The 19444-nt window shown below is 66.8% G+C and carries 24 protein-coding genes and 2 tRNA genes; 15 read left to right on the forward strand and 11 right to left on the reverse strand.

Features of this window, described 5'->3' with window-relative positions:
- Positions 1 to 147 precede the first annotated feature (147 nt).
- A complete protein-coding gene (locus GV832_RS04855; protein ID WP_168773716.1) occupies positions 148 to 501 on the forward strand; it encodes a hypothetical protein in 354 nt (117 codons plus the stop codon).
- A 71-nt stretch (positions 502 to 572) separates the two neighbouring features.
- Here GV832_RS04855 and GV832_RS04860 read toward each other — a convergent pair whose 3' ends face one another.
- The 4 genes from GV832_RS04860 to murA form a co-directional block, all read right to left on the reverse strand.
- Positions 573 to 1415 (reverse strand): fumarylacetoacetate hydrolase family protein, encoded by an 843-nt coding sequence (locus GV832_RS04860; RefSeq protein WP_168773717.1) that lies wholly within the window; start codon positions 1413 to 1415, stop codon positions 573 to 575.
- Positions 1416 to 1423: 8 nt separating this feature from the next.
- Entirely contained in the window at positions 1424 to 2152 is a 729-nt protein-coding gene (locus GV832_RS04865; RefSeq protein ID WP_168773718.1) for an SDR family oxidoreductase, read from the reverse strand.
- A 113-nt stretch (positions 2153 to 2265) separates the two neighbouring features.
- Positions 2266 to 2736 (reverse strand): DUF2948 family protein, encoded by a 471-nt coding sequence (locus GV832_RS04870; protein WP_168773719.1) that lies wholly within the window; start codon positions 2734 to 2736, stop codon positions 2266 to 2268.
- Positions 2733 to 4001 carry a UDP-N-acetylglucosamine 1-carboxyvinyltransferase gene (murA, locus tag GV832_RS04875; protein WP_168773720.1) on the reverse strand — a complete coding sequence of 423 codons (1269 nt, stop codon included), beginning with the start codon at positions 3999 to 4001 and terminating at the stop codon, positions 2733 to 2735. Before murA ends, GV832_RS04870 begins: the two co-directional genes overlap by 4 nt.
- Before the next feature lie 322 nt (positions 4002 to 4323).
- Here murA and GV832_RS04885 point away from each other — a divergent pair.
- From GV832_RS04885 to GV832_RS04910, 6 genes are all read left to right on the forward strand, one after another.
- Positions 4324 to 4398, forward strand: a tRNA-Thr gene (locus GV832_RS04885).
- 76 nt (positions 4399 to 4474) lie between these two features.
- On the forward strand, positions 4475 to 5074 hold the full coding sequence (locus tag GV832_RS04890) for a DUF4178 domain-containing protein (protein ID WP_168773722.1): 600 nt from the start codon (positions 4475 to 4477) through the stop codon (positions 5072 to 5074).
- Complete coding sequence (locus GV832_RS04895) at positions 5071 to 6339, forward strand: DUF4178 domain-containing protein (RefSeq protein ID WP_168773723.1); 1269 nt, start codon at positions 5071 to 5073, stop codon at positions 6337 to 6339. Before GV832_RS04890 ends, GV832_RS04895 begins: the two co-directional genes overlap by 4 nt.
- A complete protein-coding gene (locus tag GV832_RS04900) occupies positions 6339 to 6500 on the forward strand; it encodes a hypothetical protein (RefSeq protein WP_168773724.1) in 162 nt (53 codons plus the stop codon). The genes GV832_RS04895 and GV832_RS04900 overlap by 1 nt, the downstream gene beginning before the upstream one ends.
- An 8-nt stretch (positions 6501 to 6508) precedes the next feature.
- Positions 6509 to 6730 carry a DUF350 domain-containing protein gene (locus tag GV832_RS04905; protein ID WP_168773725.1) on the forward strand — a complete coding sequence of 74 codons (222 nt, stop codon included), beginning with the start codon at positions 6509 to 6511 and terminating at the stop codon, positions 6728 to 6730.
- Positions 6727 to 8280, forward strand: a complete 1554-nt coding sequence (locus tag GV832_RS04910; RefSeq protein ID WP_227754246.1) for a polyamine aminopropyltransferase — start codon at positions 6727 to 6729, stop codon at positions 8278 to 8280. The genes GV832_RS04905 and GV832_RS04910 overlap by 4 nt, the downstream gene beginning before the upstream one ends.
- Here GV832_RS04910 and speD read toward each other — a convergent pair.
- Both speD and GV832_RS04920 read right to left on the reverse strand, forming a co-directional pair.
- Positions 8273 to 8674: an adenosylmethionine decarboxylase gene (gene speD, locus GV832_RS04915; protein WP_168773726.1), complete on the reverse strand. Its 402-nt coding sequence runs from the start codon at positions 8672 to 8674 to the stop codon at positions 8273 to 8275. The genes GV832_RS04910 and speD overlap by 8 nt on opposite strands.
- A 70-nt stretch (positions 8675 to 8744) precedes the next feature.
- Positions 8745 to 8834 (reverse strand) — tRNA-Ser (locus GV832_RS04920).
- 376 nt (positions 8835 to 9210) lie between these two features.
- Between GV832_RS04920 and rplU the strand changes: the two genes are divergently transcribed.
- The 4 genes from rplU (at position 9211) to GV832_RS04940 (ending at position 11055) form a co-directional block, all read left to right on the forward strand.
- Positions 9211 to 9594, forward strand: coding sequence for a 50S ribosomal protein L21 (gene rplU, locus GV832_RS04925; protein ID WP_168773727.1), 384 nt, complete (start codon positions 9211 to 9213; stop codon positions 9592 to 9594).
- A 12-nt stretch (positions 9595 to 9606) separates the two neighbouring features.
- Positions 9607 to 9876 carry a 50S ribosomal protein L27 gene (gene rpmA / locus GV832_RS04930; protein WP_168773728.1) on the forward strand — a complete coding sequence of 90 codons (270 nt, stop codon included), beginning with the start codon at positions 9607 to 9609 and terminating at the stop codon, positions 9874 to 9876.
- Between the two features lie 121 nt (positions 9877 to 9997).
- Positions 9998 to 10543 carry a GNAT family N-acetyltransferase gene (locus tag GV832_RS04935; protein WP_168773729.1) on the forward strand — a complete coding sequence of 182 codons (546 nt, stop codon included), beginning with the start codon at positions 9998 to 10000 and terminating at the stop codon, positions 10541 to 10543.
- Positions 10543 to 11055 carry a GNAT family N-acetyltransferase gene (locus tag GV832_RS04940; RefSeq protein WP_168773730.1) on the forward strand — a complete coding sequence of 171 codons (513 nt, stop codon included), beginning with the start codon at positions 10543 to 10545 and terminating at the stop codon, positions 11053 to 11055. The genes GV832_RS04935 and GV832_RS04940 overlap by 1 nt, the downstream gene beginning before the upstream one ends.
- A 96-nt stretch (positions 11056 to 11151) precedes the next feature.
- Here the strand turns inward: GV832_RS04940 and GV832_RS04945 are convergent, their stop codons facing one another.
- The 4 genes from GV832_RS04945 to GV832_RS04960 are packed head-to-tail and all read right to left on the reverse strand — an operon-like array spanning position 11152 to position 15960.
- Positions 11152 to 12615: an aldehyde dehydrogenase gene (locus GV832_RS04945; protein WP_168773731.1), complete on the reverse strand. Its 1464-nt coding sequence runs from the start codon at positions 12613 to 12615 to the stop codon at positions 11152 to 11154.
- 45 nt (positions 12616 to 12660) lie between these two features.
- Positions 12661 to 13695 carry an LLM class flavin-dependent oxidoreductase gene (locus GV832_RS04950; RefSeq protein WP_168773732.1) on the reverse strand — a complete coding sequence of 345 codons (1035 nt, stop codon included), beginning with the start codon at positions 13693 to 13695 and terminating at the stop codon, positions 12661 to 12663.
- A complete protein-coding gene (locus GV832_RS04955; protein ID WP_168773733.1) occupies positions 13692 to 15389 on the reverse strand; it encodes an alpha/beta fold hydrolase in 1698 nt (565 codons plus the stop codon). Before GV832_RS04955 ends, GV832_RS04950 begins: the two co-directional genes overlap by 4 nt.
- The gene (locus tag GV832_RS04960; protein WP_168773734.1) at positions 15361 to 15960 is read right to left on the reverse strand and encodes an amino acid synthesis family protein; all 600 of its coding nucleotides are present in this window, start codon (positions 15958 to 15960) and stop codon (positions 15361 to 15363) included. The genes GV832_RS04955 and GV832_RS04960 overlap by 29 nt, the downstream gene beginning before the upstream one ends.
- 89 nt (positions 15961 to 16049) lie before the next feature.
- On the opposite strand from GV832_RS04960, the gene GV832_RS04965 reads away from it, so the two are divergent.
- Positions 16050 to 16688 (forward strand): GntR family transcriptional regulator, encoded by a 639-nt coding sequence (locus GV832_RS04965; RefSeq protein WP_168773735.1) that lies wholly within the window; start codon positions 16050 to 16052, stop codon positions 16686 to 16688.
- A complete protein-coding gene (locus tag GV832_RS04970; protein ID WP_168773736.1) occupies positions 16688 to 16969 on the forward strand; it encodes a DUF1330 domain-containing protein in 282 nt (93 codons plus the stop codon). The genes GV832_RS04965 and GV832_RS04970 overlap by 1 nt, the downstream gene beginning before the upstream one ends.
- Before the next feature lie 63 nt (positions 16970 to 17032).
- Here GV832_RS04970 and GV832_RS04975 read toward each other — a convergent pair whose 3' ends face one another.
- Positions 17033 to 17992, reverse strand: coding sequence for a GlxA family transcriptional regulator (locus GV832_RS04975; protein WP_168773737.1), 960 nt, complete (start codon positions 17990 to 17992; stop codon positions 17033 to 17035).
- A gap of 68 nt (positions 17993 to 18060) precedes the next feature.
- Here GV832_RS04975 and bcoG point away from each other — a divergent pair, with 68 nt between their 5' ends.
- On the forward strand, positions 18061 to 18975 hold the full coding sequence (gene bcoG, locus GV832_RS04980) for a 3-dehydrocarnitine:acetyl-CoA trimethylamine transferase BcoG (protein WP_168773738.1): 915 nt from the start codon (positions 18061 to 18063) through the stop codon (positions 18973 to 18975).
- Positions 18972 to 19403 carry a hypothetical protein gene (locus GV832_RS04985; RefSeq protein ID WP_168773739.1) on the forward strand — a complete coding sequence of 144 codons (432 nt, stop codon included), beginning with the start codon at positions 18972 to 18974 and terminating at the stop codon, positions 19401 to 19403. The genes bcoG and GV832_RS04985 overlap by 4 nt, the downstream gene beginning before the upstream one ends.
- Positions 19404 to 19444: the final 41 nt, after the last annotated feature.

Below are 19444 nucleotides of genomic sequence, written 5' to 3' on the forward strand. Positions count from 1 at the left end.
GGAAAGAAGGGCCGAAGCCGGTCCATCTGGGCTTCGGTCAGCCAGAACAAGTTGCTCATAAATCAGGTCTCCTGGCCGACCGTGAATCACGGTCTTAGAGCGTGATCAATGGGTCCTGACCCTAGAGCCATGATGGAAAGGGGGCGCTTGAACCGGGACAGAGAAAGCCTGATTAAAGCAATCGAAGAGTTTGAGCGAATCCTGGAAGTTCGGTCGCAGGACCAATTTCCTTTAGATTGGGGGTGGGTTTCGGGAAATCAAGGTTGGGCGAAAGTGCTCCTTGCCATTGAGCGCAATGACCAAGCGGCAGCAAAGGCAGCTGTTCTACAGATCACGGTTGCAGAACGTCATCTTCGAGAGACCGTGTTCTTGACGAAGGCTGATGAGCTCGCAAACTTCCTGACCGACGCCCAAGCCCTCCTCGCTCGTCTCTCCACCGAAGAGGCCCCTGACTCCGCCCCCCAGGCCCCGGGCGCCTCTCCCACCCCCGAAAAAGAATGAAGGCTTCCTTAACGCCGGAAGCCTTCACCCCGTAATATCAACCGCTTACCCAATCTTGCACGCGTGCAAGATCAGTCCGCGATCACATCCTGGCGCTGGCTTCCCAGCCCCTCGATCCCCAGCTCGACGACCTCCCCCGCCTTCAGATACCGAGGCGGCTTCATCCCCAGCCCCACCCCCGGCGGGGTCCCGGTCGAGATCACGTCGCCCGGATGGAGGCTCATGAACTGGCTCAGGTAATGGACCAGGAACCGCACGCCGTAGACCATGGTCCGGGTCGAGCCGTCCTGCATCTTCTGCCCGTCCACCGTCAGCCACATCTTCAGATCCTGGGGATCCGCGACCTCGTCGCGCGTGACCAGCCAGGGCCCGAGCTGCCCGAAGTTGTCGCAGCTCTTCCCCTTGGTCCATTGCCCCGACCGCTCGGTCTGAAAGGCCCGCTCCGAGACGTCATTCGTGACGGCATAGCCCGCGACATAGTCCATCGCATCGGCCTCGGAGACGTACTTGGCCGTCTTGCCGATGATCACGCCCAGCTCGACCTCCCAGTCGGTCTTTGCCGAGCCCCGGGGGATCACGATCGGATCATTCGGCCCGCAGATGGCGCTGGTCGCCTTCATGAAGATCACCGGCTCGGGCGGGACCTGCATCCCCGATTCCGCGGCGTGATCGGCATAGTTGAGCCCGATGCAGATGAACTTCCCCGTCCCCGCCACGCAAGCCCCAAGCCGGGTCGAGGCATCGACCACCGGCAGGGTCGCGGGGTCGATCCCCCGCAGCATGGCAAGCCCGGTGTCGCTGATCACCGCCCCCCCGATATCGGGCACCAGCCCCGTCAGATCGCGGATCGTGCCGTCGGAATGCAGCATCCCGGGACGTTCGGCCCCCCGGGGGCCATGGCGCAGAAGTTTCATGATGGCTCCTATATATTGGCCCAACCGCCGTCGATCACGTGAGCGACCCCGGTCGTATAGCTGGATTCGTCGCTGGCGAGATAGACCACCAAGGCGGCGATTTCTTCGGGTTTGCCAATCCGTCCAATCGGTTGGCGGGCGATGAAGGCCGCCTTGGCCGCCTCGTAATCGCCGGTGTCGCGCAGGCGCTGATCCAGCGAGGGGCTCTCGACCGTGCCGGGGCAGATCGCATTGGCGCGGATGCCTTTGTCGATGAAATCGGCGGCGATCGACTTGGTCAGGCCGATCACCCCGGCCTTGGTCGCCCCGTAAACGAAGCGGTTCGGCGCCGCGAGGACCGATCCCGCGACCGAGGCCATGTTGATGATGCTCCCCCCGCCGGCCGCGATCATCGGCGGCAAAAACGCTTTGCACATCCGGTACATGGCCGTCATGTTCAGATCGAGGGAGAAGGCCCACTGGTCCTCGTCACAATCCAGGATCGTCCCCGCCGCCACGAAACCCGCGCAGTTGAAGAGCACATCGACCGCGCCGATCTCGGCCGCTGCCTGCGAAACCGCCTGAGGGTCGCGCACGTTCAGCACCCTCGTCTCGCAGCCCAACCCCTCCAGCGCCGAGGCGTTGATGTCGGTGGCAATCACCTCCGCCCCCTCGCGGATCATGGCCAGCGCCGAGGCCCGCCCGATGCCTTGCCCCGCCGCCGTCACCAATGCCTTCTTGCCTGCCAGACGTCCCATGCGATCCTCCGTGTTGCCACCCGTTTAAACTGACATGTTAGTTTAGGGAACAGCAAAACGACCCAGTCCCCCGGAAAACCCGCCGGGGGCAGAGACCGGAATTGTCATGAGACTCAGTCGTGGCTGGGCGCCTTGCCCGAGACCGCCTTGTAGGGGCGAGAGACATCGGTCAGCACGACCTCCAGCGCATCGACCGAAAGCTCGACCGCGCCGTCGCCCGCGAAGACGAGCCGCACCAGGCCCGCGCCCTCTTCCAGGGGCGTGAAGGCGATCTCCAGCAGCGAGACCACGACATCGGGGTCGCGCGAAATGCCTTGCGCGCGCACGGCCAGCACATTGTCAAAGACCAGAAGGCTGCGGACCCGCTCGAAGGGCCGCCCCTCGCGCAGGGCGGCGGCGCGGTCTTCGTGGCGGAAGCGGTTCAAGAGAAGCGCAAAGCGGTGCTGGCGCCGCGACCAGGTCATGTCCGAGGCGGGCAGAACCGCGTCCTGCACCAGGGCCGCCATGACGCCGAGGTCGCCCGCCTCCTGCGCCATCAGGCGCAGGGGGGCCTCTTCGCCATCCTCGAACCTTGCGTCGCTCATCCGGCGATCCGCTCGATCTGGGCGCCACAGGCGCGCAGCTTTTCCTCGACCTTTTCATAGCCGCGATCGAGGTGATAAACGCGGGAGACCACCGTCTCGCCCTCGGCCGCAAGGGCCGCGAGGATCAGGCTGACCGAGGCGCGCAGGTCGGTGGCCATGACCCGGGCGCCCTTCAGCTTGGCCACGCCATGGACCGTGGCCGTGCCGCCATGGACCTCGATCTTGGCGCCCATCCGGGTCAGTTCCGGCGCATGCATGAAGCGATTCTCGAAGATGCGTTCCTCAAGCACCGAAGTCCCCTCGGCAGTGCAAAGAAGCGCCATCATCTGGGCCTGAAGGTCGGTGGGGAAGCCTGGGAAGGGCTCGGTCACCACATCCACCGCCCGCACCCGGTCGCCCCGGCGCGAGACCTTCAGCCCGCGTTCGGTCTCGGCCACCGAGACCCCCGCCGCATCCAGCTTTTCGGCAAAGGAGCCCACGAGGTCGAGCCGACCACCCAGGCACTCGACCTCGCCGCCGCAAATCGCGGGGACCAGCATATAGGTGCCCAGTTCGATGCGATCCGTGACCACGGGGTGCGTAGCCCCATGCAGGCGGTCGACACCTTGTATCGTGATCGTGCTCGTCCCCTCACCCTCGATCTGCGCGCCCATGGACCGCAGGCATTTGGCGAGGTCGACGATCTCGGGCTCGCGCGCGGCGTTCTCGATCACCGTCGTTCCCTTGGCGAGCGTCGCGGCCATAAGGGCGTTCTCCGTCGCGCCGACCGAGACGAAGGGGAAAGTGATCGTCGCCCCTTTCAGCCGCCCACCGGGCGCGCGGGCATGGAGATAGCCCTCCTTCAGCTCGATCTCGGCCCCCAGGGCCTCCATCGCGCGCTGGTGCAGGTCCACGGGCCGGGCGCCGATGGCGCAGCCGCCGGGCAAGGAGACCACGGCATGGCCATCGCGCGCCAGCATTGGCCCCAGAACCAGGATCGAGGCGCGCATCTTGCGGACGATGTCATAATCCGCCGTGTGGTTGGAAATCCGGTGCGAGGACATGGCCAGGACCTGGCCCTGTTGCAGCCCCGCAACCTCGGCGCCCAGGCTTTGCAGCAGCTGGGTCATGGTGGCGATGTCGGACAGGCGCGGCGCATTGGTCAGCGTCAGCGGCTCTTCCGAGAGAAGCGTGGCGGGCATCAGCGTCAGGCAGGCGTTCTTGGCGCCCGCGATCGGAATTTGGCCACTCAGCGGCCCATTGCCGCGAACGAGAATCGAATCCATGCCTGCCTCACTCTTTTTCTTTGGGGGTCTCGCCCCCGGTTTGCGTTTGGTCTTCCGGGTCCTGTGCCTCGGCCCTGGCGCGGGTCTGCGCCTTGCGTCGGCCCATATTGGCCTTCAGCGCCGCCTTGAGCCGTTGGTCACGGGCGGCTTTGGGCGAGAGGGATCGAGGGGCGGGATCGCGGGTCATGGGCCGCGTTCTATCGCAACCCGGTCGAGGGGTCCAGTTCCCGCAATTTTGCCTCTTGCACCCCGGCGGCTTTGCGTCTAATCAGCCGCCACCGACGATGAGACGGTTGAAAAGACCGCCGAAACGTCACCCGGCGCTGCAGTAGCTCAGTGGTAGAGCACTCCCTTGGTAAGGGAGAGGTCGAGAGTTCAATCCTCTCTTGCAGCACCATCCTCCCCCTTCGCAAATTCTCTGGCGGCGCGGCATTTTCCTTGCCACGACGCGGCATTGGTCGCATTTTCACGCCATGGAACGGCGCAATTGCATGACATGCGGGGCAGACCTGGGCGAGGCTTTCGGCTGGTCGCGCATGGTCAATTGCGCCCATTGCGGCACGGCCCATATCCTGCGCGACGCGGTCTTTGCGGCTGCGGGCAGCGCGGGGGTCTTTCACGATGCGCCTGGGCTGGTGCGGCTGATGCAGCCGGTCCAGACGCTTCAAGGCCGCTTCCTGCCGGTGGGCGTCGTGCGCTTTTCCTATGGGCGGGGCGCCTGGGACGAGTTCTGGGCGCTGGACGACCTGGGCAAGGGCGCCTGGATCTCGGTCGATGAGGGCGACATCGCGCTGCAACGCCCGGTCGCGGCGGCCTCTTTGCCAGCCGCCCCGCGTGAGCGCAGCGCCGTCATCGCCTTCGACGACCGCGACTGGACGGTGACCGAGGCCGAAACCGCGACCTGCCTGGCCTTTCGCGGCCAGCTTCCGGAAGTCTTCGTGCTGGGCGACCAGTTCACCTTTCTCAACGCCTCCTCCGGTGACGGCCGCATCCTGTCGGGCGAGTTCTGGCCCGGCGGCCATGCCTGGTTCTGCGGGCCCTGGATCGACCCTTTTGACCTGGGGGCGAAATGAGGGCCGAGGTCGCAGAGGTCGCTTGCCCCAATTGTGGCGTGGGGCTGAAGGCCCTGGGCGGCGGGCGCGTCGTCATCCAGGTCTGCACCCATTGCGGCTCGGCGCTGGATGCGGTGGACAACTTCCGGCTCTTGAAGACCCATGCCGAACTGCCGCGCCCCGATACGCCCTTGAAGCTGGGCGACAAGGGCCGCATCCAGGGCGTCGACTGGGTGGTCATCGGCATCCTGGGCTGGAGCGAGGCCAAGCGCTGGACCTGGACCGACCACCAGCTTTACTCCCCCAGCCATGGCTATGCCTGGCTGACGCTGGAAGAGGGCCACCTGATCTTTTCGCGCGCCTGGCGGGGGGCGATGTCTCCGACCTGGATGACCGAACGCGGCATCGAAACGGCGGAAAAGCCGCCCGAGATCGCAGCCCGAGGCCAGAGTTACCGCTACTACGAGACCACAGACGCCAAGGTGACCTTCGCCGAGGGGGAGTTCTCCTGGGCCGTCATGGTGGGGGACCGGTCCAAGACGCTGTCCTTCATGTCGACGGACGCCATGCTGACGCTGGACCAGGGACCCGAGCGCGAGGTCGAGATCTCGACCTATCCGCCCCAGGCCGAGACCTGGGCGAGTTTCGGGATCAAGGCTGCGGCGCCCTTGCGGGTGCATCCGCTGCAACCGCGCAGGGTCTGGCGGGATGAGCGCTTCCTGTCGGGCTTGGGCGCGGTGGCGACCCTCGTGGCGACCTTGGCCTGGGGCGTGCTGCAAAGCCAGGGCAACTGGGTCGAGCCACGTGTCCTGCCCAAGGCGGGCGGGCTTGAGGTCGAGGCGGAGTTGCCCATCACCACCACGACCGGCGTGGTCGAACTGCGCATCCGCACCGATGTTTACAACGCCTGGGCCGGGATCGAGACGGAGGTCACCGACCCCTCCGGCACCGTTCTCTTTCAAAACGCCCGTGAGGTCGGCTATTACGCGGGCATCGAGGATGGCGAGAGCTGGAGCGAGGGCAGCCAGGTTACCTCCATCTACTTCCGCCCGACCGAGGCGGGGGATTACGGCCTGAGCCTTTCGGTCCCCGAGGGCGGCGCGGGCGAGGGTGCGGGCGGGCCCAGCCTGTCGCGGCCCTCGCTGACCGTCTACGAGGGCCGCGCGGCCAGCATGTGGATGCTGATGGCGCTGGTCCTCTCGGCGCTGATGGCAGGGCTGCCCCTGATCCGGGACTGGCTGCACAACCGCGCCCGCTGGCGGGGCAGTGACTGGAGCGACGACTGATGAACCTCTTCCGCCTTGTCATGATCATCGCCACGGCAGGCACCCTTTCGGGGGCCTGGTGGCTGTCGGTCAACGGGGTGGGCGGCGAAAGCAGCGACCTTGACCGATCCCTCCGCACCGGAAGCGGCGGCAACACCTTCTCAAACTCATCCGTCAAATAGGGGCCCCCATGTTTGCAGCGATCCACCTGGCCGAAGTCGTCAGCACCATATTCTACACCGCGCTCGGCGTGGGGCTCATGGGGGTCTGCTGGTGGCTGATCACCAAGCTTGCGCCCTTTTCGGTCATCCGCGAGATCGAGCATGACCAGAACGTCGCGCTCTCGGTCCTGATCGGCGCGGTCTTCCTGTCGCTGTCCATCATCATCGCGGCCGTGCTGCATTCCTCATGATCCGTCAAGGCCCGATGATCCGTCAAGGCACCGGCCAGCGCGAGGTCTGGCTTCTGGCGGCGACCTTCCTCGTCGCCCTGGCGGGGCTGATCTACGAGCTGATCGGGGCGACGCTGTCGAGCTACCTTTTGGGCGACAGCGTCCGGCAGTTTTCCTTCGTCATCGGGCTTTACCTGGCCGCCATGGGGCTGGGCGCCTGGGTCTCGCGCTTTGTGGCCGACACGGTCGCAGGTTTCGTCTGGGCGCAGATTGCCTTGGGCCTCTTCGGCGGCTTCATGGCGCCGATCCTGTTCTTTTCCTATGCGATGATGGGCGAGGTCGGCATTCCCCTGACCCTGAACCTGATCGTGGTGGGAACGCTTGCGGGGATGGAGCTGCCGCTGATCGCGCGGCTCTTGAAGGAAATCGGCCTGCCCGAGTTCCGCTTCGAAAACGTGCTGAGCTTTGACTATGTCGGCGCGCTGGCGGCCTCGCTGATGTTCCCGCTCCTGATCGTGCCGCATCTGGGGCTGATGTCGGCGAGCCTGTCCTTCGGGGTCTTGAACCTGCTGGTGGCGGGCCTGTCGCTGTGGCTTTTCCCGCAAGCCGCGACGCGGGGGACGCTGGCGGCCTGGGGCCTGGCGCTGGTCGTGACCCTGGCGGCGCTGGTGGGCTCGGAGCGGCTGGTGGCGGTCAGCGAGGCGAGCCTTTTCGAGGATGACGTGATCCTGTCGCAGGACACCGCCTATCAGCATATCACCCTGACGCGGTTCCGCGACCGCACGCGGCTTTTCCTGGACAACTCGATCCAGTTCGACAGCCAGGACGAGTATCGCTACCACGAGACCCTGGTGCAGCCGGTCATGGGCTTGGCGCCGCGCGCCGCCCATGTGCTGATCCTGGGCGGCGGCGATGGCCTGGCCGCGAGGGAGGTCTTTCGCCATGGGGTCGAAAGCGTGACGCTCGTCGACCTCGACCCCGGGGTGACGGAGCTCTTTCGCTCTCACCCCGACCTGGTCGCGCTGAATGGCGGCGCGCTGAACGACCCGCGCCTGAGGGTGATCAACCAGGACGCCTGGAAGTTCCTCGAGACCGCCACAGAGAGTTACGACATCATCATCGCCGACCTGCCGGACCCCAAGTCGATTGCGCTCTCCAAGCTCTATTCGGCCGAGTTCTATGCCCTGATGGTCCAGCGCCTCTCGGCCCAGGGGCTGATCGTCGTGCAATCGGGCTCGCCCCTCTTTGCGCGGCAGGGCTTCTGGTCGGTGGCCCATACGATCGAGGCCACCCGCAATCCAATGGCGCCCGGAGAGGGGCTCTGGACGCTGCCCTATCACGTCTGGGTGCCGAGCTTCGGCGACTGGGGCTTCGTGATGGCGGGGTTCCGTGAGCCCTCGGACCGGGCGCTGCGCCTGCCGCAGGGGCTGCGCTATCTGACGCAAGAGACCTGGGAGCAGGCCCAGGTCTTTGCCCCCGACAGCGCGGATATGCCCGCCGAAATCAACTCGATCCAGAGCCATGCGCTGATCGGCTATTACAACGCGGGCTGGGATGAGTGGTTCAAATAGGCCCTGGCGCCAAGGACAGCCCCTCTGAGCGCCCTGCGGCCGCGCCGGTCTGACCCCGGGCCGTCCGGGTGACCTTGCAGATTCGGGGCTCCAGCGCCTTTTCCAGCACCCGGGCGGCGGCCTCGACATCGGCCGAACCGCACATGAAGATATCGAGCGCGGCGTAGTCCAGCTCGGGCCAGGTGTGGATCGAGATATGGCTTTCGGCGAGGAGGACCACCCCGGTGACCCCTCCGCGCCCGGGGAAGCCATGCATATGGGCCGAAAGCACCCGCGCTCCCGCAGCCTTGGCCGCGGCCCGCAAGACCGCCTCAAGCGCTTCGGCATCCTGCAGATGCCGCGCGCCATGCATGTCCAGAAGCAGATGCCAGCCGGGGAGGAAATCCTGTGTCATGCGGCCAGTGTCACGAATTCCCGCCGAAGGGCAAGCCCTTGGGAATACACATCTGTCACGGGGGGATGGCTGGCGGAGAGGGTGGGATTCGAACCCACGGTAGGCGCAAACCTACAACGGTTTTCGAGACCGCCACGATCGACCACTCCGTCACCTCTCCAAGGCCTAGGGGTCATCTATGGGGCGGTGAATTACCGAAGCCTTCCGCCCGGCGCAAGCCCCCTTTTCGCCTCCGGGATGGATTTTTTGCGCGAGGCTTTCCGCCGGGCCAGGGCTGCCCCGGGCTTGACCCGGGGCCTCCTGCCCCCCCGGGTGAGGCTCCGGGTCGAGCCCGGAGCGGCCCGGGCGCAGGGGATGCTGTTGCGCTTGACTTCCCGGGCCGGATTGGACCATAAGGCGCCACCCGGAGGACACGAGTCGTCACCCGGGTATTTTGTTTTGTCGCTCCAAGCGGGGCGCGCAGTCCGAAGGTGGGGGAAACCCCGGCAACGCCCGGAAACGGGGACCGAAGGGCGCGGAACTGAAAAGGGAAGACCATGTTCGCCGTCCTCAAGACCGGTGGCAAGCAATACAAGGTGCGCGCGGGCGATGTCCTGCGTGTCGAAAAGCTTGCCGCCATCGCTGGTGAAAAGATCCAGTTCAACGAAATCCTGATGGTGGGCGGTGAGTCCACGGTCGTCGGTGCGCCGCTCGTGGCTGGCGCTGCCGTCCAGGCCGAGGTCATCGACCAGATCAAGGGCGAAAAGACGATCCACTTCGTCAAGCGTCGCCGCAAGCACTCGTCGCAGCGCACCAAGGGCCACCGTCAGCAGTGGACCCTCGTCCGCGTGACCGAAGTCCTGGCCTCGGGTGGCGATGCCACCGGTGTGACCGCCGCAACCGGCACCGCGGCCGCCCGCCGCGCCGCCCATAACGCGTAAGGAGATCCTCCCATGGCACACAAAAAAGCAGGCGGCTCTTCGCGCAACGGTCGTGACTCCGCGGGCCGTCGCCTTGGCGTCAAGCTCTATGGCGGCCAGTCGGCCATCCCGGGCAACATCATCGTCCGTCAGCGCGGGACCAAGTGGTTCCCCGGTGAGGGCGTTGGCATGGGCACCGACCACACGATCTTCGCGGTCGTCGATGGCAAGGTGACCTTCAAGAAGGGTTTCAAGGGCCGCACCTTCATCTCGGTGCTCCCGGTGGCCGAAGCGGCCGAGTAAGCCGAACCTTTACATAAGTCGTGTAAACGGGGGATCGGCAAACGCCGGTCCCCCGTGGTTTTTCGGGTTCCCGGTTCCCATCTTCAGGCCAAGGGGCCCCATGCGCTTCGAGGAGGAAGCCATGAACATCGAATTGACCATGACCCAGACGATCCCGGCGGGGCGGTTCTGCCTGCGGCCGGTGCGGCGCTCGGACGCCGGGCTCTTCGCGCTTTACGCGGGGGACCGCAGGGTGGCCGAGGCGACGCGCTCGATCCCCCATCCGCTGCCACCCGGCGCGGCGGAGGCCTTTGTCGCCCGCGCGGCCAAGGCCACGGACGAAGATGTCTGGGTCATGGATGGCGCCGAATCCGGCCTGGCCGAGGTGCTGGGCGTGATCTCGCTGAAACGCATGGACGAAAGCCGCTTCGACCGGGGGCAAAGCGAGATCGGCTATTGGGTCGCGCCCGCCTTCTGGAACACCGGCATCGCGTCGGAGGCCGTGCGGGCCCTGGTCACGGCGAACCCGCAGAAGAACCGCACGATCTTTGCCGAGGTCTTCCAGGACAACCCGGGTTCCGCCCGTGTCCTGACCAATTGCGGCTTCGAATATCTTGGCGATGCAGAGACTTACTCGGTCGCACGCGGGGCGCGCGTGCCGACCTGGACCTATATCTGCAAACCGTGATGGAACGCATCGTCACCCCGCGCCTGACCTTGCGGCCCGTTGCGCCGCAGGACCAGGCGCCGGTGGTGGCGGGGTTGAACGACCTCGCCGTCTCGGGCTGGCTGTCGGTCGTGCCCCATCCCTATGGGCCGCAGGATTTCGAGCACTTCGTGACCGAGATCGCGCGGCCCGGCAGGACCTGGACCATCGAGGAGGCCGGCGTCTTCGCGGGCATCGTCGGGTTGGAGAATGCGGCGCTCGGCTATTGGCTCATGCCCTCGGCCCATGGGCGCGGGATTGCGACCGAGGCGGCCGGCGCGGTCCTCGCCGCGCATTTCGCGGCGGGAGGGGGCGACCTGGTCTCGGGCTATTTCGAGGGCAACCAGCGCTCGGCCCGGGTATTGGGCAAGCTGGGTTTCGCCGAGACCGGGCGGGATGTGAAGTTCTGCCGCGCGTTGGGGCAGGACCGGGCGCATGTGACGCTTGGTCTGACCGAAAGGGCCTTCCGACTTTCTGCTTTCAATTTGGCTTGAATACTCCCGCCGGAGGCCCCGGGTGGGCTCTTGCGGTGCGGGCAGAGAGGGGGCGCTGCCCCCTCACCCCCGGGATACTTGGGTCAGTATGAAAGCCTAGCGCATCACGAAGGGATCGGGGATCGGGTCGTCCGAGGTGCGCAGCCAGACGGTTTTCGTGGTCGTGTAGTCCAGCGCGGCGGCGAGGCCGCCCTCTCGCCCATGGCCGGAAAGCCCGTGACCGCCGAAGGGCGCGATGGGAGAGACCGCGCGGTAGGTGTTGACCCAGACGACGCCCGCCCGGATGCCCCTTATCATGCGGTGGGCGCGGGTGAGGGAGGCCGTGAAGACGCCGGAGGCCAGGCCGTAGGCGGTGTCGTTGGCGATTGCGAGGGCCTCTTCCTCGGTGTCGAAGCTGACGACCGAGAGGACGGGGCCGAAGAACTCGTCCTTGATGGCGGGGGCATCGGGGGCCGTGCTGCAATCGAGGATCGTGGGCGGGAAATAGAAGCCGGGGCCGGGGAGCGGGGCGCCTCCGGTGATGAGTGTCGCGCCTGCGGTGACCGAGGCTTCGATCAGCGCCTCGATATGGTCGCGCTGGCGCTGGGTGCAGAGGGGGCCGACTTCGGTGGTCATCTCCTGCGGGGAGGCGATGCGGATCGCCTCGGCCTTGGCTTTGAGCTTGGCGAGGAAGGCGTCCTTGGCGCTGGCCTGGATGATCAGGCGGGAGCCTGCCACGCAGGATTGACCGGTGGCGGCGAAGATGCCCGAGACCTGGGCATTGGCGGCGGAGTCGAGGTCGGCGTCCTCGAAGACGATGAAGGGCGATTTGCCGCCCAGTTCCAGCGAGGTCGAGGCCAGGTTCTCGGCCGAGTTCCGCACCACGGCGCGGGCGGTGCCGGGGCCCCCGGTGAAGGCGATATGGGCGACCTTGGGATGGGTGGTCAGGATATGGCCGCAGTCGGGGCCAAAGCCGGTGAGGATATTGACCACGCCGGGGGGGAAGCCTGCCTCGTGGATGAGTTTGGCGAACTCCAGCAGGGGGGCGGGGCCGTCCTCGGAGGCCTTGACCACCACGGTGCAGCCAGCCGCCAGCGCGGGGCCGAGTTTGACCGCCGACAGGAAAAGCTGCGAGTTCCAGGGCACGATGGCGGCCACGACGCCCAGGGGCTCGCGGCGGGTCCAGACCTCCATGTCGGGCTTGTCGATGGGCAGATGGGCGCCCTCGATCTTGTCGGCGAGGCCCGCGTAATAGCGGTAGTAATCGGCCACATAGGCGATCTGGGCGGAGGTCTCGCGGATGATCTTGCCGGTGTCGCGGGTCTCCAGTTGGGCCAGGCGCGGGGCGGCGGCCTGGACCAGGTCGGCGAGCTTGAACAGCAGCTTGCCGCGCTGGGAGGCCGTCAGCCGCGACCAGGGCCCGTGGAAGGCGCGATGGGCGGCCTCGACGGCGGCGTTGACCTGCGGGGCGCGGGCCTCGGGCATCAGGGCCCAAGGCTCACCCGTGGCGGGGTCGAGCGAGGGGAAGGTCGCCGCCCCCGGGACGAAGGCGCCGTCGATATAGAGGTGGAATTCGTCCATCTATTGCTCCAGTTCAGCCGCGTAGCCCGGGGTATACCCCGGGGCTTACGAGAAGGCGGGCATCACGTCCTTGATGAACCGCTCCAGCGAGGCCTTTTTCCGCTCAAAGGGCATCATCGAGTCGATCCAGATCGAGAACTCGTCGTAACCCATGGCCTCGTAGCTTTTCACCCGCTCGATCACCTCGGGCGCCTGGCCCACGATGTGGTTCTTGCGCAGGACCTCCGGCGCATATTGCGGGAAGGCCTCCATCTCCGCCGCCGACATCTCGGCGATCAGACCGCCGTCGATGGGGCGGTCGTTGCGGAACCAGGCGGCGAAGTAGTTGAAGAAGACGGAAAGCTCGCGGGCGCCTTCCATCGCGTCCTCTTCGCTGTCGGCCACATAGGTGTGGCGCAGGCACATGATCTTGGGGCGGGGCTGCTCGGGGAACTTGGCGCAGGCGGCGTTGAACTTGTCCATGAGGCTCTGGACCTCATCGTCGCCCAGGGCCATCGGCGTCACCTGGACGTTGCAGCCATTGGCCACGGCGAATTCGTGGGAGTTCGGGTCGCGTGCGGCCACCCAGATCGGCAGCTCGGCCTGTTGGGGCCGAGGGCAGGAGGTGGTTTTCGGGAATTTCCAGAACTGGCCGTCATGGGCGTAATCCCCCGCCCAGAGCCCCTTCAGCGCCGGGATCATCTCGCGCATCTTCTGGCCCGCCGTCCAGGCGTCCAGGCCGGGCGAAACCCGTTCATATTCAAAGCCATAGGCCCCGCGCGCCACGCCAAGGTCGATCCGGCCACCGCTGATGATATCGGCCATCGCGGCCTCTCCGGCCAGCTTGATCGGATGCCAGAAGGGGGCGATCACCGTGCCGGTGCCAAGGCGCACATTCTTGGTCCGCCGCGCCAGGTCCACCAGGTTCAACAAGGGATTGGGCGCGATGGTGAAGGCCATGCCGTGATGCTCGCCCGTCCAGATGGCGTGAAAGCCGCCCTCGTCGGCGATGCGGCACAGTTCCACCATTTCCTCGTAGAGCTGGACCTCGGATTGGGCCGGGTCGATCCGCTCCATATGGACGAAGAGCGAGAATTTCATGGGGTCTCTCCTGATACCCGGGCGACGCGGCCCTGGGTCTGGTTGCCGAAATAGATGCCGTAGTTGCCTTGCGCGGATTCCTCGGAGAGGCGCTCCAGCATGGTGCGGAGCGCCTGGTCGGTGACGTCGGTCAGGCTCGCGGGGGAGAGCTCGACGAAGGCGCCACGGGTGGGGGTGCCGCCCGAACAGGGGCAGTGGAAGGCGATGTGCTGGTGGCTGCGGGCGACATCCTCGAAGACCGAGTAGATGAAGCCCGGGGCGGCGGTCAGGCCAAGCGCCTCGATCAGGTCGCAGACGGTGGCCGAGGCCCCCTTGGCGCCGACCTTGGCGGTGGGCAGCGTCAGGCCGCCCAGGCCGTCATCGACCAGAAGGACCGCGCCGTTCTGCTCGATCACGGCAGAGACCACGACCTCGGGCCCGGTGCGGACCGCCGCCGTGGCGGTGAAATAGCTGCCCCGGTAATAGCCAAGCCCCGGGGCGGCGGTGGAGGCAAAGCTGTCGATGCGCCCGATCAAGAGCGCATGGTCGCCCGCGTCCACGACCTGGTGGGTGGTGCAGTCGAACCAGGCCGCGACGCCTTCCAGGATGGGCGAGGCCTGGGGCGCGGCATGCCAGGCCACGGTGGCGAAGCGGTCGGCCACAGGCCTGGCGAAAGTGGTCGAGATGTCGCGCTGATCTTCCGCCAGGATGTTGATGGCGAAATGGGCGCCTTCGGTGAAGGTCTTGTAGTTCGAGGAGGATTTGGCCAGCGACACCAGAAGCAGGGGCGGATCCAGCGACACCGAGGAGAAGCTGTTGGCGGTGAAGCCCACGGGCTTGCCTGTGGCATCCATGGTGGTGACGACGGTCACGCCGGTCATGAAAGTGCCGAAAGCGTCACGCAGGGCGCGGCGTTGGTCCTGGGTCATCTGGTCCTGTCCTTTGGCGGGCCGTTTCAGCCAATCCCGAAGGGCGGCGCTCACGGCTTTGGGTGCGGTCAGGGAAACCATATGCCGATGTCCGGGGATGACAAGGACGCGGCCATCGGGGGCGGCCTTGGACATGGCCTCGGCCATGGCGGGGGTGGAGTTCGGATCGCCATCCGCCGTCAGGAAAAGCGCGGGGCAATGGAGCTTTGCCAGGCCCTCGGCATGGGTGGAATCGCCCAGGGCAAAAGCGCGGTAGGCCATGGCATAGCCCTTGCGGTCGACATTTTGCAGCCAGCCTGCCACCAGGGCGCGGGCGGGGTCGCCGGGCTCGAACCAGCGGTTCAGGGGGGTGTCGAGGTCGAATTCACCCTCCGCGATGGCCTCGGCGCGCGCCAGGACGGCGGCGCGGGCGGCGGGGTCGCGGCGGTGGACGGCGTTCAACAGCGCCACGCGGGCGATCTTGGCGGGATGCTCGACGGCCAGGCCAAGCGCGATCAGGGCGCCCATGGAATGGCCCGCGACGGAGACTTTTTGCAGGCCGAGGCTGTCGATGGCCCTCGCGGCCCAGGCCACGTAATCGGGCAAAAGCGCGCCGTCCGGCAGCAGGCTGGATCCATGGCCCGGCATGTTCAGCGCGATGACGCGGTGGGTTTGGCTCAGCGCCTCGATCTGCGGCCCCCAGGCCTCGGCGCACATGCCGACACCGTGGAGGAGGAGGAGCGGTTCTCCAGCCCCTGCCTCGATCCAGGTGAGGGTTTCAGACCCCGGCAGGGTTTTTGACATCATGGCCGAGGTCTTTCAGGTCTTGGTAACGGTCGCCGATGCGGTGATGCGGACGGCCTCCGATCGAGGCGCCCAAGGCCACCACGATCTCGTCGGCGGCGGGGGCATCGGGGAGGGCGAACTGGATGGTCAGGTAGTGGGACCGGCGGCCCTCGTCGTTCTTGTCCATCAGGGGGATCATGATGGGGCAATTGGCGGGCCCGCGGGTGTTGGTGAAGGCCAGGTAGGTCTTGGCGCCGACGGCCTGGCGGTAGTGATTGCCGAAGCGCAGGGTGTGGATGAGCGCCGAGGCATGTTCGACCTCGCCATCCAGACCCACGACGGCAGCCTTGCCATAGCCCTCGACCTTGTCGCCGCCTCCGGCCGCGTCAAGGATCATGGCGGTCAGGGTCTCGCCCAGGATCGGGGCGACCTTCCAGATCTCGGGCTTGAGGTCCTCGACGAAGCCGCGACCCGCCCAGGGGTTCTTGATGACGGCGGCAGCGGCGATGAGCTTCAGCGGCTGCTCGGCCGATTTCCCGCCCTCGACCAGGGTGGTTTCGATTTGAAGGTGCGTCTTGCGGATCAGGGTCATGGGACTCTCCAGGCTTTCGCTGAGTTTGGTATACCATAAGACGGAATGTCAACCTTGATTCTGGCCTGGCCTGCGGATAGGCTCGGGCGATGGACAGCGATTTGAAGATCGAAGCCCCGGCGCGACTGCGGGATGTGGTGCTGGAGCGGCTGCGCGCCGCCATCGTCTCGGGCCGTTTTGCCAGCGGTGAGCGGCTGGTGGAGCGCAACCTCTGCGACCTTTTGGGGGTTTCCCGGTCGGTGGTGCGCGAGGTGATCCGCATCCTCGAGGCCGAGGGGCTGGTGGAAGAGGGCACGCGGGGGCCCATGGTGGCGCGGCTCGACTGGGCCCAGGCGCGGCAGATCTACGACATCCGGTTGATGCTGGAGGCCCATGCCGCGCGGGAATGTGCGGGGCGGGCGGATGACACGGTGCGGGCCGATCTGCGGGCGGCCCTGGGCCAGATCGGCGGCGACGGCGCCTTGGAGGCCACGGCGCGGTTCTACGAGGTGATCTTCAAGGCGGCGGGCCATGACATCGCCTGGGAGATTGTCAGCCGCTTGAACGGGCGGATCTCGCGTCTGCGGGCTCTGACGCTGGCGGCCAGCGACCGCAAGGTCTCGGGGCTGTCCCGGATGACGCGGATTGCGGAAGCCGTGGTCGCGGGGGATGGGCCGGGGGCAGAGGCGGCGGTGCGCGCCCATCTGACCGAGGCGGCCCAGATCGCGCGCAAGATATTGGAGGCGTGATGGCGGCCTATTGGATTGCCCATGTGACGGTGACGGATGCCGAGGCCTACAAGGCCTATCAGGCCCTGGCGCCTGCGGCCTTTGCGGCCCATGGCGCGCGGTTCCTGGCGCGCGGGCCCGGCGAGGTGCTGGAGGGGCCGGAGGCGCCTCGGCACGTCGTGATCGAGTTTCCCTCGCTGGAGGCCGCAAGGGCCTGTTATGACAGCGCGGAATACCAGGCGGCGCGGGCGGCGCGTTTGGGCGCGGCAGAGGTGGCCGTCGTCTTGGTGGAGGGGGTCTAGGGGGCGCTGCCCCCTCGGCCTGCGGCCTCACCCCCGGGATATTTGTGCCAAGTTGAAAGGTTTTCAGCGCAGGGCGCTTGGGCTGGTGCCATATTTCGCCTTGAAGGCGCGCGACAGGGCGGAGGGGCTGGAGAAGCCCGTGCGCAGAGCGATTTCGGCCAGCGGGTGGCGCGTGTCGGTCACGAGGCGCCGGGCGGCGGCCAGGCGCAGGGACAGCGCATGGGCGGCGGGGGTGGTCTGGAGCCCTTGGGCAAACAGCGTCTCGAGCCTGCGCGGCGAGAGGCCCACGGCGCGTGCGGTCTGGGCTGCGGTCTCGGGCGCGTCGAGGCGGGTCTCCATCCGGGCGATGGCGGCGGCGACGCGCGGGTCGAGGAGGGCGGGCGCCGGGGCCAGGACCTGCGGCTCGTGACCCGGGCGCGGCGTGGTCAGGAAGCTTTGGGCGACCTGGCGGGCCAGGGCCTGCCCATGGCGCTGGGCGATCAGGTGCAGCATGAGATCGGCGGCGGGGGCGGCTCCGCCCGCGGTGAAGCGGTTGCGGTCGATGATCCAGCGATCGGGCTGCGTGTCGATCTGGGGGTGGGCGGCGGCGAAGTCCTCGAGATCCTCCCAATGGACCGTCGCCCGGTAGCCGTTCAAGAGCCCCGCCCGTGCGAGGACCCAGGGCCCGGCGTCGATGCCGCCGACGGCCTGGAAGCGCGGGGCGAGGCGGTTCAGGTCGCGGATCAGCTGCGGCGTGGCGACCTCGGACTGTCGGAAGCCCACGATGGCGATCAGCGCATCGGCGCCCTCGGCGGCGGTCAGCGGCCCGTGGGAGGGGAGTTCCAGCCCGCAGGTCAAGGGTGCTGCGGCGCCATCGGGCGTCACGACGCGCCAGCGATAGGCCTCATGCCCCAGGTGCCGGTTGGCCGAGCGCAAGGGGTCGAGCGTCGAGGCGACCTCGAGGATCGACGCCTGCGGCAGGACCAGGAGCGCCAGTGTCAGGGGGCTGCGGGCAGGGGCGAAGATTGGTGCGGAAATCGACATGAAACTTGCGTAAATCGTCAAGCGCGCCTTGCCAAGGGCGTTATGGTGGCATCAAAGGGAGTCCCATCATGCCGCTGACCATGAATCGCGAAGTCTTCATCACCTGTGCCGTGACCGGATCGGGCGGCACGCAGGACCGCTCTCCGCATGTGCCGCGCTCGCCCGCCCAGATCGCCGAAAGCGCGATTGCGGCGGCCAAGGCGGGGGCGGCGGTGGTCCATTGCCATGTGCGCGATCCGGAAACCGGCAAGCCCTCGCGCGAGCTGGCTTTGTATCGCGAGGTGACGGAGCGCATTCGTGATTCGGGGACGGATGTGGTCTTGAACCTGACGGCGGGGATGGGCGGCGACATCTATTTCGAGGGCACCGAGGACATGGGCCGCATCGGGCCTCGGTCGGATATGGCGGGGGCGACGGAACGGGTGGCGCATGTGGTCGAATGCCGGCCCGAGATCTGCACGCTCGATTGCGGCACGATGAATTTCAACGAGGCCGATTACGTGATGGTCAACACGCCCGGGATGCTGCGGGATATGGCCAAGCGGATGACGGCGGCGGGGGTGCGCATCGAGATCGAGGCCTTTGACACCGGCCATCTCTGGCTCGCCAAGCAGCTGGCCAGTGAGGGCGTAATCCCCGACCCGGTGCTGGTGCAGCTCTGCATGGGCGTTCCGTGGGGCGCTCCGGATGACTTGCATACCTTCATGGCCATGGTGGCGAATGTGCCTGCGGGCTGGACCTTCAGCGCCTTTGCCCTGGGGCGGCACCAGATGCCCTATGTCGCGGCCTCCGTTCTGGCGGGCGGCAATGTGCGGGTGGGGCTGGAGGACAACCTCTGGCTCGACAAGGGGGTCCTGGCGACCAATGCGCAGCTGGTGGAGCGGGCGGTGACGGTGATCTCGAACCTCGGGGCGCGGGTGATCACGCCGGCAGAGGTGCGGGCCAAGCTGAAGCTGGAGAAGCGGGCGCCGGTGGGGAAGTGAGAGTTTGGTTCGCTCTACTCGCCCTTGCCGCCCTGGTTGTCGCTTGTGGCGTTCAGCAGACCTGGGTGACGCCGAAGGGTCAGGTCTTCCAAAGCGCAACCTGCGATACACATGAGCTGACGCCTGGCGGAGGACCCGACACCTGCTTATGGCGCAAGATCGACACTTCTGAGGTCGAACAGGCCAAGTGCAAGGCCGACGGCGGCAATGTCTATGTCTCGGCGTCGGCTTCGTATCCGATTTTCCCGGGAAGCCACATCTATGAAGCCGGTTGCATTTTTCCCTATGCCGATGTCGGCAAGGCGTGCAGCAAGTCCACGGACTGCCGGGGGGCTTGCGATGCCGAAACGCGGACCTGTCGGCAGTCGGAACTTGGCGGCGACATGCTGGATGAAAACGGCAGAGTAACGGGCGGATACATCGAGTAACCCGCCGACAAACGAACTGCGCTAGGGCGCGAGGATCAAGG

This window comes from Stagnihabitans tardus (assembly GCF_009925085.1).
Taxonomy (GTDB): domain Bacteria; phylum Pseudomonadota; class Alphaproteobacteria; order Rhodobacterales; family Rhodobacteraceae; genus Stagnihabitans; species Stagnihabitans tardus.

Bases quoted from the DNA above. Each gene is read 5' to 3' on its own strand.
- rpmA (WP_168773728.1), top strand. From the start codon at position 9,607: ATGGCACACAAAAAAGCAGGCGGCTCTTCGCGCAACGGTCGTGACTCC.
- speD (WP_168773726.1), bottom strand. From the start codon at position 8,674: ATGACACAGGATTTCCTCCCCGGCTGGCATCTGCTTCTGGACATGCAT.
- bcoG (WP_168773738.1), top strand. From the start codon at position 18,061: ATGCCGCTGACCATGAATCGCGAAGTCTTCATCACCTGTGCCGTGACC.
- GV832_RS04945 (WP_168773731.1), bottom strand. From the start codon at position 12,615: ATGGACGAATTCCACCTCTATATCGACGGCGCCTTCGTCCCGGGGGCG.
- GV832_RS04865 (WP_168773718.1), bottom strand. From the start codon at position 2,152: ATGGGACGTCTGGCAGGCAAGAAGGCATTGGTGACGGCGGCGGGGCAA.
- GV832_RS04935 (WP_168773729.1), top strand. From the start codon at position 9,998: ATGAACATCGAATTGACCATGACCCAGACGATCCCGGCGGGGCGGTTC.
- GV832_RS04970 (WP_168773736.1), top strand. From the start codon at position 16,688: ATGGCGGCCTATTGGATTGCCCATGTGACGGTGACGGATGCCGAGGCC.
- GV832_RS04900 (WP_168773724.1), top strand. From the start codon at position 6,339: ATGAACCTCTTCCGCCTTGTCATGATCATCGCCACGGCAGGCACCCTT.
- GV832_RS04895 (WP_168773723.1), top strand. From the start codon at position 5,071: ATGAGGGCCGAGGTCGCAGAGGTCGCTTGCCCCAATTGTGGCGTGGGG.
- GV832_RS04860 (WP_168773717.1), bottom strand. From the start codon at position 1,415: ATGAAACTTCTGCGCCATGGCCCCCGGGGGGCCGAACGTCCCGGGATG.
- GV832_RS04905 (WP_168773725.1), top strand. From the start codon at position 6,509: ATGTTTGCAGCGATCCACCTGGCCGAAGTCGTCAGCACCATATTCTAC.
- GV832_RS04950 (WP_168773732.1), bottom strand. From the start codon at position 13,695: ATGAAATTCTCGCTCTTCGTCCATATGGAGCGGATCGACCCGGCCCAA.
- GV832_RS04890 (WP_168773722.1), top strand. From the start codon at position 4,475: ATGGAACGGCGCAATTGCATGACATGCGGGGCAGACCTGGGCGAGGCT.
- murA (WP_168773720.1), bottom strand. From the start codon at position 4,001: ATGGATTCGATTCTCGTTCGCGGCAATGGGCCGCTGAGTGGCCAAATT.
- GV832_RS04910 (WP_227754246.1), top strand. From the start codon at position 6,727: ATGATCCGTCAAGGCCCGATGATCCGTCAAGGCACCGGCCAGCGCGAG.
- GV832_RS04960 (WP_168773734.1), bottom strand. From the start codon at position 15,960: ATGACCCTGATCCGCAAGACGCACCTTCAAATCGAAACCACCCTGGTC.
- GV832_RS04965 (WP_168773735.1), top strand. From the start codon at position 16,050: ATGGACAGCGATTTGAAGATCGAAGCCCCGGCGCGACTGCGGGATGTG.
- rplU (WP_168773727.1), top strand. From the start codon at position 9,211: ATGTTCGCCGTCCTCAAGACCGGTGGCAAGCAATACAAGGTGCGCGCG.
- GV832_RS04870 (WP_168773719.1), bottom strand. From the start codon at position 2,736: ATGAGCGACGCAAGGTTCGAGGATGGCGAAGAGGCCCCCCTGCGCCTG.
- GV832_RS04940 (WP_168773730.1), top strand. From the start codon at position 10,543: ATGGAACGCATCGTCACCCCGCGCCTGACCTTGCGGCCCGTTGCGCCG.
- GV832_RS04975 (WP_168773737.1), bottom strand. From the start codon at position 17,992: ATGTCGATTTCCGCACCAATCTTCGCCCCTGCCCGCAGCCCCCTGACA.
- GV832_RS04955 (WP_168773733.1), bottom strand. From the start codon at position 15,389: ATGATGTCAAAAACCCTGCCGGGGTCTGAAACCCTCACCTGGATCGAG.